Consider the following 12214-nt stretch of genomic DNA (forward strand, 5'->3'; position numbering starts at 1 on the left):
GTTGAGAAGAATTTCATTTCTCAATCGTCTGTAGAAGAAAGGGGACAGGGGACAGACTTTGTTCCTGACCAATCGGTAAAGGTATTCTCATCTTTATAGTGTCGGGGTGTTTGTAAGATCAAGCGCCAAGCTTCTCCAGCATCCAACAAATTGAACCGATCGGCATATCGAGCCTGCAATAGTTCTTGAACGACTGGATAGTAGTCTGAGTTGATGCCTGGGAAAATGTGGTGTTCTGTATGATAGGAAAAGTTCAAGTGGAGTAAGTCAAATAGTTTGGGAACCTTGATTGAAAGGCTATTAACTAGCGGATCGTTAATGCTGGTCATCCGGCAGATTAGATGATTGGTATAGATGTAAAAGATGGCACCACTGTAGCCAATCCAGATGGGCAGAAAGTAACTAAGCAGCAGTTTTATAGGATGAAATCCGAGGTAAGTTAAGATACTGAGGTGAATGCCTAACATTACCAAGAATTCAAGCGCGATCGCCCTGCGTTCCTTTAAGCTCACTTTGAATGCAGCCGGAGGAAACTCGGTTAAACCATCATTAAACAACAGCACTGACATTAAGTTGCAAAATGTGTGATAGCCCCACGCATGAGCCATCCCAACTCCTAACCAGAATGGATGAATTTCTGCCGATGGGGTGAGGAGATTCCGAATCCATTTTCCCCAGTTTTTGGGTTGCTCATGCAAATAGTTGCGATCGGGGTCGTGCAAAGAGTTGGTCTTGTTGTGATGTTCCCGATTATGCACAGCCTTCCATAATGTGGGGGGTGTCCATAATATTGTCCAGCCTAAAAGACTAACAATCCGTCTCAAGTGTGGATTCTTAATCGCACAACTGTGCATTACCTCATGAGTACTAAATGCTAAAACGATTACACTGTTTCCCATCACCAAAGTGAGCGGTAAATAAAGCCACAAGAAGTAGCCATTCCACTGGGGCAGACGATCGGCAATTCCCCAGCCCAAGATTAAAATTGCAACGTTAATCAACAAGATCCAGACTTTGCTGTGGTCAGAAAGAAATGCTTCTGGAGGCAGCAAAGGGCGCAATTGCTTGGCATATTCTGCTTGCGTAATCAAGCGTTCGCGATCGATGACATTCATAAATTTTTGTAAGCTTAGTTTGATATATGTTGAGACAAGCTTGAAATAAGCTTAAGAAGCCTTAAAAACTATTTTCTCTGTGGCATCTTACTTCAATCCATCAGAGGATGCCTGGAGATAATTCTATGACTTCCCTATCCACTGGACAAGATTTTCAGCGCTACGTTCCTATTGTCGGTGATATTTCTGCTAAAAACCCCTTAGCCTATAGAGCAACTCGCGGGGTCGTCGAAGTTGTGAACGCGGTGCAGATGGCGGTCGCTGAGTCTTATATTAATGGGCTAGAGGTGCCCGACTCGGTTTTGCGATCGCTGTTTAATACCTGTATGCCTGTGATTTTCAAGCATTTCCCATCACTCCTCGCCCCGTATGAATGGGTTTTAGGAGAAACTGACCACTTGGCAGAAGGCTCTAAGGAGTTGATGAAGATTCAATATGATCTCCCCCAAGGCATGTTGAATCGAATGATTGGTGATTGGAAGGTGATTTACCCCAAATACAGCATGGGGTTGTGGGAAAAAGGAGCGGTTGATCTAGAGCAATCTCAAATGCACATGATCGACGACATGATTGAAAAACTTGAGATTCAAGATGGCGACAACATCTTAGATTTTGGTTGTGGTTGGGGCTGCGTTCCAAACTATATCTTGTCTAAGTTTCCGAATGTCAGATTTACGGGCTTGAATCTCAGCCATGAGCAGTGTGAATATATGCGTCAAAAGATGCAAGATCCTGAGAGTTATCTCAGTTCAGGTCGATTCACGCTTGTAGAAGGAGATCTCAACGAGGTTCAGTTTGAAGAAAAGTTTGATAAAATTGTTTCCGTTGGGGTCTTTTGCCATGTCGGAAATTTAACCAATGCTTTCAAAAAATTGGCTTCATTCTTAAAGCCAGAGGGCAAGTTTTTCCTTCACATCATCACGGTTCGCACTCCCAACAACATCTCTAGCGTTTTTACGCACAAATACATCTTTCCTCACGGTCGCTATTGGAGTTTTGATACCGTTCCTACGTTCAACAAAGACTTCAAAACGATCGATAGATGGTATCTGAATGGCACAAATTATCACCAAACTTTTGAAGCTTGGCTGAAAAACTTTGATGATAGCTATGACGAGGTTAAAAATCTAGGCTATGGCATCGACCCGGCTAAGTTCCGTCGCATCTGGCGATTTTATCTGATCTGGCTGGGTTCCAACTTTGCCTGTTGCGATGGTGAGATTAACGGCAACGGTCAGTTTCTCATGGTTCACAATAATTGATGAACACTCGGTTGGTGAGGGAATGTATCTCTCGATACGGTTTCTTTTGGCAGTTTTGTTAGTAGTAAGGAGAGGTAAAATAACGTAAATTCGATGAAGCTTTTCGCTGCGGTTGCGAATCTGAGCTGCCCCCTAAATCCCCCAAAATTGGGGGACTTTGAACCTCAATTCTGGGCTTGAAGTCCCCCAGGATTGGGGGTTTTAGGGGGCTGAAGCGCTGAAGAACGCAGCGAACTGACGTTAAAATAGTCCGTTTTGTAGACGTTGAATCTTTGCTAAAAGACGTATACTAATTGCAAATCTTTTAGTTTTTGGTTTCACGATCGCAGCACAGCACAACAGAATTCGCTTCTAGGGTTCCGGTTTAGCTCAGTTAAACGTCTGGTCCGAGAGAAGCAACCGTTTCTAATCAAACGGTCACACGGCGGGAAAAAAGCCCGGGAGAGCCATACAGCAGTCTTTCACTGTTTGCGGCTTCCTGGGCTTTTGCCATTTATTGTTAAGGAGCCAATCATGTCTACAGCGCCAACAACCGAGCATTCGTTAGAGATTGATCCCGCTTTGATTATTTGGGATGAAATTGTTCCGGGTGGGGCTTACTGGTCGCGGGTGATTCAGCGCGGCACCACCCTGCGAATTATCGATTTAGAAGGCTCTAGAGGAGTCTCAATGCTGTGCTACAACGCCGACAATGTTGTAGAGCGATATAACGCGGCAGACACGGCAAAAATTCAGTTCAACGCCTTTCTCAAAAAGGGAATGGTGCTTTACTCCGATATGGGGCGCGTGTTGTTCTCGCTGACTGAAGATACGAGTGGACATCACGACACATTATCGGGATGTAGCAATGTTGCCACCAATGCCGCCAAATATAGCGATGACAACCGCAACTCTCGCGACAATTTTCTACTTGCTTTGACTAAGCGAAATATGGGCAAAAAAGACATTATGCCGAATCTGAATCTGTTCTCTCAAGTGGTCGTTGAGCCAGACGGATCGATGACGTGGATAGACGGCGCTTCTAAGGCAGAAGACTTGATTGATTTGCGAGCAGAGATGAATGTTTTAGCAATTCTCTCAAATTGTCCGCATGTGCTCGATCCGATTTCGACTTATGATCCTAAACCCATTCGCGTTGTGGTTTGGCGATCGCCTGATCCGAGTGTTAATGATTTGTGTCGAACTGCATCACCCGAAGCGATTCGCGGGTTTCAAAACACGGATGCTTTGTTTATTTAATTCACTACGCAGGAGCACACAATGATTTCAACCACACAACCCGAATTAGATCCTAAGTTAGCCGTTTACGATCAAGTCCTCGCCGCCCGAAAGCCTTGGGCACAAGTGATCAAAAAAGGTCAGACTCTACGAATTGTTGATTTAGGAGGCAATCAGGCAGTCGATTTTTTGGTCTACAATGCCGATGATCCGAGTGAGCGATATAGTGCGCCTGACACGATTCGGATGCAGAACAATATTTTCATTACAACAGGAACGAAACTCTATTCTAATGATGGAAAGGTGCTGATGACAGTGGTTAAAGACACCTGCGGGAAGCATGATACATCGGGTGGTGCGTGCAGTTGTGAAAGCAACTCGGTGCGGTTTGGGTTAGATAAAAAGTGGCAGCATGCCTGTGTCGAAAATTTTCTCTACGCCCTCAAAGATTACGGAATGGGCAAACGGGATATGACGAGCAACATCAATTTCTTTATGAATGTCCCTGTCAGCAAAGACGGCACGTTAGAAATTGTCGATGGCATTTCTGATCCCGGCAGCATTGTAGATTTGCGCGCTGAGATGAATGCGCTCGTGGTGATTTCTAATTGTCCACAGATGAATAACCCATGTAATGCTTACAATCCAACTCCGATTCAATTATTGATTTGGGATGTGTTTTAAGATTGTGAGTTAAATCATATCGGTTATTTGCAAAGACAATGGGCGCGGCAGTGCCATGCCCTTACACAGATTCCCGCATTGACACGCTAATCTCCTGATTATTCACCATGTTTAACAAAGTTTTAGTCGCAAATCGGGGTGAGATTGCCTGTCGAATTATTCGCACCCTCGATCGTCTCAAGATTGCCTCGGTTGCGGTCTATTCTGAAGCAGATGCCTATGCTCGTCATGTGACAATGGCGGGTGAAGCTGTGGAAATTGGAGCAGCGATCGCCGCCGATAGCTATTTGCGCTGGGAGCGAATTTTAGAGGCAGCGCAGCAGACAGATGCTCAAGCGATCCATCCGGGGTATGGGTTTTTGAGCGAGAATGCTGAGTTTGCGGAAGCGTGTGCGGCTGCAAATATCGTGTTTATTGGCCCAACCCCGGATCAGATGCGACGGTTTGGGCTAAAGCATACGGCGCGAGAGTTAGCCGCCCAAAATCAAGTGCCACTCCTGCCGGGGAGTTCGCTTTTGGGAAGCTTAGAAGAGGCGCAGATTGCTGCGAGTACGATCGGGTATCCGGTGATGCTCAAAAGCACTGCGGGCGGCGGCGGAATTGGACTACAGCTTTGTCGCACCGAAGCCGCATTGCCAGAATTATTTCAAACTGTTCAGCGTTTGAGTCAGAATAATTTTGGTCAAAGTGGGGTGTATTTAGAGAAATATGTCGATCGGGCCCGACATCTAGAGGTGCAGATTTTTGGTGACGGCAGCAGCGTGATTGCTCTCGGTGAGCGGGATTGCTCGATTCAACGGCGCAATCAGAAAGTGATTGAAGAAACGCCTGCACCCGGAATCAGCGATCAACTTCGTCACGATTTAGCAGATGCGGCGGTGAGACTTGCTAAAGCGGTTAACTATCAGTCAGCAGGCACAGTTGAGTTTGTATTTGATGCAACGACAAGCGAGTTTTATTTTTTAGAGGTCAACACTCGCTTACAGGTTGAGCATGGCATCACCGAAGAAGTGACCGGAGTTGATTTAGTCGAGTGGATGGTGCGATTAGCGGCTGATGACCTATTTCCGTTAGAGGAGTATCGACATCAGCCTAAAGGACATTCGATTCAAGTCAGAATTTACGCAGAAGATCCGGGTAAAAACTTTCAGCCAAGTTCTGGACTCTTGACAGAGGTTGTGTTTCCCCATTCTGTGCGGTGTGATACGTGGGTCGATCGCGGCACTGAAATTACACCATTTTACGATCCCTTAATCGCGAAGGTGATTGTGCATGGAGATAGTCGCGAAGACACGATCGAGCAATTAAAATCAGCGCTCGATGAATGCCAAATTGCAGGACTTGAATGTAATTTAGATTATCTAAGACAAATTTTAGACAATGAGACTTACAACACTGGTGATATCAGTACGCGATTTCTAGAGTCATTCCACTATACGCCCAGTACGATCGACGTTTTAGAACCGGGAACCTTCAGCACGATTCAAGATTATCCGGGGCGTACGGGATATTGGGATGTAGGTGTACCTCCATCAGGGCCAATGGATTCGTTGGCGTTTCGGTTTGCTAATCAGTTGGTGGGCAATTCGTCGGATGCAGCAGGGCTAGAGTTTACGGTGTCGGGGCCGACGCTGCGCTTTAACACCGATGCCGTGATTTGTCTGACGGGAGCTGAGATGCAAGCCACGATCGACGACAATCCCGTCTCTTTGTGGACGACGATCTCGATTTCTGCGGGCAGTATTTTACGGCTTAAATCGATTCAAGGACACGGCTGTAGAACCTATCTCGCAGTGCAAAACGGATTCAAAATTCCCGATTATTTGGGCAGCAAAGCCACCTTTACGTTAGGGCAATTTGGCGGACACTGCGGACGCACCCTTCGCACCGGAGACGTGCTGAAATTACATCGTGTTCGTGAAAGTCAGCCTCTCCGATCGCTTCCTTCAACCCTGATTCCGCACTACACCAACACTTGGAAAATTAACGTTCTCTACGGCCCTCACGGTGCGCCAGATTTCTTTACAGAGTTAGACATTGCGACCTTTTTTGCAACCGATTGGGAAGTACACTACAACTCTTCTCGAACGGGGGTTCGTTTAATCGGCCCAAAGCCACAGTGGGCGCGGACGGACGGCGGCGAAGCGGGTCTGCATCCCTCGAATATTCACGATAACGCGTATGCGATCGGCACGATCGATTTCACCGGAGATATGCCTGTGATTTTGGGCCCCGATGGGCCGAGCTTAGGTGGATTTGTCTGTCCTGCTACGATCGTGCAGTCTGACCTCTGGAAAGTGGGGCAGCTTAAACCAGGTGACACAATTAGATTCCATCAGTTAACGTTTGCGGAAGCGCTGCAAAAAGAACTTGAGCAAGATCAAGAGATTAACACGCTGCAAAAAAATATACCGTCTAAAGATGCTGTATTGATTACTAATCCATCAGAATTTTTAACACAAGACAGATCTGATCGAGCAACACTGCACGAGATTTCTGAAACACCTGATCAAATCGCGGTGACTTATCGCCCATCAGGAGATAAATATCTTTTGATCGAATATGGCGAACTGGTTTTAGATTTGAATCTGCGATTTCGAGTTCATGCGCTAATGACGCGGCTGCAATCAAATCCGATTGCTGGAATTCTAGATTTAACACCAGGAATACGATCGCTACAAGTTCATTATGACAGTCGGGTTTTGCACTTAGAGCAACTGCTAGAAACGTTACTAGCTGCTGAAAAGCAACTTCCGGCGATCGAGGACATGGAAGTCCCGACGCGAATCATTCATCTCCCGCTCTCATGGGAAGACGAATCGACGTTATTGGCGATTCAAAAATATATGCAATCGGTGCGAAGTGATGCGCCGTGGTGCCCCAGCAATATTGAATTCATTCGCCGGATTAACGGCTTAGACAGTGTTGAACAAGTCAAAGAAATTGTCTTTAACGCCAGCTATTTAGTAATGGGATTGGGCGATGTCTATTTAGGCGCACCCGTCGCGACTCCGATCGATCCGCGTCATCGGTTGGTGACAACAAAATATAACCCCGCTCGCACCTGGACACCCGAAAATGCGGTCGGCATTGGGGGCGCTTATCTGTGCGTCTATGGCATGGAAGGCCCCGGTGGCTATCAGTTTGTGGGTCGCACTGTGCAGATGTGGAATCGCTATCAACAAACGGCTGATTTTCAGGCAGGAAAACCCTGGCTATTGCGCTTTTTTGATCAGATTCGGTTCTATCCCATGTCTGCCCCTGACTTGTTGAAGTATCGCGAAGCATTTATTCAGGGCAAGGTGAAATTAGAGATTCAGGAAAAAACCTTTAGTCTGAGACACTATAACGAGTTTTTGCGATCGATAGCCAACGAAACGATCGCGTTCAAAACAACCCAACAATCCGCGTTTGAAGCAGAGCGCGATCGCTGGGCAGAACTCAATATTCAAGTTGAGACGGCGATCGAGCCTCCCGCAGCAATCCCAGAAAGCGAGTTAGAATTGTCGCCCAACAGCGAGGTGGTGAAGGCACACATGCCCGCTAATGTCTGGCAGATTGTAGTCGAAAAAGGAAACGTAGTTGAGGTTGGAGATAAGCTCGTGGTGTTAGAGGCGATGAAAATGGAGATCGCGATCATCGCTCCGGTTTCAGGTACGATTCTGAATGTTCGATGCACTCAGGGGCAGTTAGTTGCGATCGATCAGGTTCTATTTGTGATTCAGACTGAGGTTTAGTAGAACAATCAACAAGTAGCCTGGAATGTAGACAACAAGACTTTGAACTACCGCTCTGATGACTTGTTGATAAATAGCTCCTTAATGAACAATTGATTTGACGTGAATTCGATGAAGCTTTTCGCTGGGGTTGCAAATCTGGGCTGCCCCCTAAATCCCCCAAAATTGGGGGACTTTGAACGAGAAATTTTATCTAAAAGTCCCCCAAAATTGGGGGGTTGGGGGGCAGAAGCGCTCAACAACGAAGCGAAAGAACTCATCGAACTGACGTTAATTTAGGGGATGGAGAATAGGGGAATCGAACCCCTGACCTCTGCGGTGCGATCGCAGCGCTCTACCAACTGAGCTAACTCCCCGTTTAGTGATATTCTACCATCTCAAAACTACTCTGTTTCTGACTCAAGAGTCTCTTTAGAGAAAACTTGCTGAACCCGATCGAGTTCTAGATCTGAGAGATAGTCTACTGTCCAATTAGCGCAGCGCTGCAACATATGGAACGGATAAGTGTTGGCAACCCCGACTACGGGAATGCCTGCCCGTTTTGCGGCGGCAATGCCTGCGAAGGTGTCTTCGATCGCTAAACATTCAGCCGGATGCAAATCGAGATCGGGAAACGTCTGATTTAAGCGATCAACTGCTAGAAGATAGCCATCGGGTTCGGGTTTACTTACGGTTAAGTCATTGCTCGACACGATCGTAGTGAAATATTCCCGCAATTTACATCGTTCTAAGATAAGCTCGATTTCACTCAGGCTGGCACCACTGACGATCGCTAGTTTGCACTGAGTCGAGCGAAGATTAAAGATTAGATCGTCTAGCCCCAGATAAGTTGGTAAGGTTTCTAAGACTGAGAGTTGCTGCACGTAGGCTTTGGCTTTGCGATCGAGCAGGTCGTCGAGATAGCGATCGCTGACGATTCTGCCGCGACTTTCTAGCAGATCTGAGAGACAGGCGCGATCGCTGCGCCCTAAACACATCTCCCGAAATTCTCCTGGCTTGGGGCGAAGATTTTCCTCGATCAGAAGTTGCTCAATCAACTTTTCGTGAAGCGGTTCGTCATTGATGATCACGCCGTTGAAATCGAAAAGAACTGCTTTGAGCACCATGAAGAAATGAAAAAGACTACTCTCACTTTACCAGGAGGAGAGAAGCGATCGGTTCAAACCCCTAATCTCTTTCCTTACCGAGTATACACAAGTCGTTGATTGCTCCGTTTGAGTCGGCTTGTGCCCCCTAAATCCCCCATTCTGGGGGACTTTGAAACCGGAAGTCTTGGCTCAAAGTCCCCCAATTTTGGGGGATTTAGGGGGCGAAGGTCTCAGCCATAACGAATCGAAAGAGGGGTGTGTACACGGTAGGATCTCTTGCCCCAATCTCAGGAAAGACTACCGGATTTGTTTTTATTTTTCTATACTGGTTTGTTAAACCCACTTAGCCCTCTTTGCTATGGATTTCTCTGGTCAAAATCTGCGAGGACGTAACTTTAGAGGGCAAGATCTGACGGGGGCAAATTTTTCGCACGCCGATATCCGAGGGGCAAATTTTAGCAACGCAATTTTGAGAGGGGCAAATTTTACAGGGGCAAAAGCAGGATTGCAAAAGCGATGGGCAGTCAGTTTAGTGATTTTTTCATTGTTGCTATCAGCTTTCTCAGGATTGTTCTCAGGTATTGCTGGATACCTAGCAATCTATTATTTCATTCCTGGTGATAATTTTAATCCTGTTGCGGGTGGCATTGTACTACTGATATATACCCTCTTCTTTACTCTTACGATTCGTCAGGGCATAGCAGCAGCTCTTGGATTTGTTGTCATTGCTGTCGCTGGTGCTATCGCTGGTGCTGGCGCTGTCGCTGGTGCTATCGCTGGTGCTGGCGTTGTCGCTGTCGCTGGCGTTGTCGCTGTCGCTGGTGCTGGTGCTACCACTGTCGCTGTCGCTGTCGCTGGTGCTATCGCTGGTGCTGGTGCTATCGCTGGTGCTATCGCTGGTGCTGTCGCTGTCGTTGTCGCTGGTGCTATCGCTGGTGCTGTCGCTGGTGCTGTCGCTGTCGCTTTCACGTTGTTGAGTGCTTACATCGCTTGGCGTGCATTAAGGGGCGATGAAAAATTTGCGCTCATTCGGACAATCGGAGTTGCCTTCGGCGCGATCGGGGGCACTTCCTTCTGCGGCGCTGATCTCACCGATGCAGACTTCACCAAAGCCATTATCAAAAGCACCAACTTCAATCACACCAGACAAAAACAAACCATTCTGCATCAAGTCTGTTGGTCAAACGCCACGAAGCTCGATCGTGCCCGTCTCGGAACTTCCATTCTTGCAAACCCTGCGGTCTGTGAATTATTAACCATACGGAACGGCTACAAAAAATCCTATAAAAATGTCGATCTCTACAATGCAAATCTCAAAGGAATCAACCTCGAATGCGCCAATTTAGAACAGGCAAATTTGAGCCATGCAGCCCTTCAGCAAGCCAATCTCAATCACGCAAATTTGACCAAAACCCTCGCCGTTGGAGCAGACTTTAGCCAAGCCTATCTCACCGGAGCTTGTCTAGAATCTTGGAACATCGACCACACCACAAAACTCGATCGGGTCGATTGTCAGTTTGTCTATTTGCTAGAGCAACCCAACGCGATCGGTAGTCGAGAACGTCGCCCCCACGACCCCGACAAAGTGTTTCAGCCCGGAGACTTTGAGAAGCTCTACAAAAAGATTATGGATACCGTCCAAATTCTGCTTCGCGACGGCATGAATCGAGAAGCCTTTGCCGCAGCCTTTCAGGAATTGATGCAAAAAAATCCAGACATCACCCATGAATCGATTTTAGCGATCGAACGTAAAGGCAGCGATGCGTTATTAACGCTAGAAGTCGCCCCCGATGCCGACAAAGCCAAAATCTCTCAAGACTTTCTCAAACCCTATGAAGATCAGGTGCGACAACTCCAAGCAAAAATCGATCACCTGCAACAACTGCGATCGGCTGACATTAAAGATATTGCTCTAGAGTTAGCCCGTCATCCCTTAAACGTTACTAATCAAGCTGTAGGAACTGGAACCATGCAAGAAACTAATGATTCAAGCCGTAATATTAACATTGGTAACATTGGCGGAAACTTCAACGCAAGTGGACAAGCACTCAACTTAGGTGACATTAGCGGCAACGTGACGAATACGATTAATCAATTGCCAGAATCAACAACCGAACAACCTGGAATTAAAGAACTGCTCACAGAACTGCAAACGGCGATCGCATCCGATTCTGAACTCTCAGGAAAAGGCAAAACGAACGCTTTAGAACAAGTCAAAACCCTGGCAGAAGTCGGACAAAACCCTGAACAGCCAGAGAAAAAATCCCTCGGTGAGAAAGCAATGATTTTTTTGAAAGGCACGATCGCCAACCTTCCCGACACCGCCAAACTTGCAGAAGCCTCTAGCAAACTGCTGCCCCTGATTGCCAAAGCGTTAGGATTACCCGTGTAGGCGAATTTCAACTTGTTGCGCGATCGAGGTTTTAGCAATGACCACTCAAATCGTAACGCCAGTCACAGTCCCCATCAAAAACATTGTGCTTGAACCAGGTAGCGTCTTGACCATTACAGACATCACCTGGGAAAAATTTGAAGCCATCTTAGAAGAACTGGGCGAAAAGCGAAGTGCCCGCATCGCCTACAGCAATGGAGTGCTAGAAATTGTGTCACCTTTACCCGCCCACGAACGTCCCAACCGCATTATTGGAGATCTCGTCAAAATCCTGCTGGATGCTCGAAATTTAGATTGGGAGGATTTTGGCTCGACGACCTTTCGACGCAAAAAAAAGCAAGCTGGATTAGAACCCGATACCTGTTTTTATATCGGAGAGAATGCAAAGCGAGTGCGAGAGTGCATGATGTCGATGAATCTGGATGTGTATCCGCCGCCCGATTTAGCGATCGAAGCCGATGTCACCTCAAAAACCACCCTAGAAGCTTACGCCGGAATTCAGGTGCCCGAAGTCTGGATCTACAACAAAGGCAAGCTTAAAATCAATCTGCTCAACGACAGTAACTATCAGGAATCAGCTACCAGTCTCGTGTTTCCCGATTTGCCCATTACACAACTCATCCCCGATCGCGTTCAGCAAGCTCTCCAGGAAGGCACCAGTCAAGTTTTGCGGCAGTTGCGGCAAGAGATGGGAGGAAACGATCGAACGTAAAGATTT

9 protein-coding genes, 1 tRNA gene, 1 pseudogene and 1 riboswitch are annotated in these 12214 nt (G+C 47.0%); of the genes and pseudogenes, 8 read left to right on the forward strand and 3 right to left on the reverse strand.

What is annotated here, in order from left to right:
* Positions 1-20 precede the first annotated feature (20 nt).
* Complete coding sequence (locus tag BRW63_RS16625; RefSeq protein ID WP_073072981.1) at positions 21-1115, reverse strand: fatty acid desaturase family protein; 1095 nt, start codon at positions 1113-1115, stop codon at positions 21-23.
* 125 nt (positions 1116-1240) lie between these two features.
* Here BRW63_RS16625 and BRW63_RS16630 point away from each other — a divergent pair, with 125 nt between their 5' ends.
* The 4 genes from BRW63_RS16630 to uca all read left to right on the forward strand — a co-directional run bounded on the left by BRW63_RS16630 (position 1241) and on the right by uca (position 8016).
* Entirely contained in the window at positions 1241-2377 is a 1137-nt protein-coding gene (locus BRW63_RS16630; protein ID WP_073072983.1) for an SAM-dependent methyltransferase, read from the forward strand.
* A gap of 340 nt (positions 2378-2717) precedes the next feature.
* Positions 2718-2823, forward strand: a riboswitch (guanidine-I (ykkC/yxkD leader).
* Between the two features lie 67 nt (positions 2824-2890).
* Positions 2891-3616 carry an urea amidolyase associated protein UAAP1 gene (locus tag BRW63_RS16635; protein ID WP_073072985.1) on the forward strand — a complete coding sequence of 242 codons (726 nt, stop codon included), beginning with the start codon at positions 2891-2893 and terminating at the stop codon, positions 3614-3616.
* A gap of 21 nt (positions 3617-3637) precedes the next feature.
* On the forward strand, positions 3638-4279 hold the full coding sequence (locus BRW63_RS16640; RefSeq protein ID WP_073072987.1) for an urea amidolyase associated protein UAAP2: 642 nt from the start codon (positions 3638-3640) through the stop codon (positions 4277-4279).
* 107 nt (positions 4280-4386) lie between these two features.
* The gene (gene uca / locus BRW63_RS16645; RefSeq protein ID WP_073072989.1) at positions 4387-8016 is read left to right on the forward strand and encodes an urea carboxylase; all 3630 of its coding nucleotides are present in this window, start codon (positions 4387-4389) and stop codon (positions 8014-8016) included.
* 283 nt (positions 8017-8299) lie between these two features.
* On the opposite strand, the gene BRW63_RS16650 is transcribed toward uca, so the two are convergent.
* Together BRW63_RS16650 and BRW63_RS16655 are read right to left on the reverse strand one after the other, a co-directional pair.
* Positions 8300-8372 (reverse strand) — tRNA-Ala (locus BRW63_RS16650).
* Positions 8373-8399: 27 nt separating this feature from the next.
* The gene (locus tag BRW63_RS16655) at positions 8400-9122 is read right to left on the reverse strand and encodes an HAD family hydrolase (protein WP_073072990.1); all 723 of its coding nucleotides are present in this window, start codon (positions 9120-9122) and stop codon (positions 8400-8402) included.
* Between the two features lie 340 nt (positions 9123-9462).
* On the opposite strand from BRW63_RS16655, the pseudogene BRW63_RS29985 reads away from it, so the two are divergent.
* From BRW63_RS29985 to BRW63_RS16665, 4 genes and pseudogenes are all read left to right on the forward strand, one after another.
* Positions 9463-9600, forward strand: a pseudogene (locus BRW63_RS29985) (pentapeptide repeat-containing protein); the annotation flags it as partial.
* Between the two features lie 220 nt (positions 9601-9820).
* On the forward strand, positions 9821-10081 hold the full coding sequence (locus tag BRW63_RS28985) for a hypothetical protein (RefSeq protein ID WP_223257406.1): 261 nt from the start codon (positions 9821-9823) through the stop codon (positions 10079-10081).
* Positions 10078-11496: a pentapeptide repeat-containing protein gene (locus BRW63_RS16660; RefSeq protein WP_223257405.1), complete on the forward strand. Its 1419-nt coding sequence runs from the start codon at positions 10078-10080 to the stop codon at positions 11494-11496. The genes BRW63_RS28985 and BRW63_RS16660 overlap by 4 nt, the downstream gene beginning before the upstream one ends.
* 37 nt (positions 11497-11533) lie before the next feature.
* Positions 11534-12208, forward strand: a complete 675-nt coding sequence (locus BRW63_RS16665) for a Uma2 family endonuclease (RefSeq protein WP_073072995.1) — start codon at positions 11534-11536, stop codon at positions 12206-12208.
* The last annotated feature ends 6 nt before the right edge of the window (positions 12209-12214 follow it).

Source organism: Phormidesmis priestleyi ULC007, assembly GCF_001895925.1.
In the GTDB taxonomy this organism is placed as follows: Bacteria; Cyanobacteriota; Cyanobacteriia; order Leptolyngbyales; family Leptolyngbyaceae; genus Phormidesmis_A; species Phormidesmis_A priestleyi_A.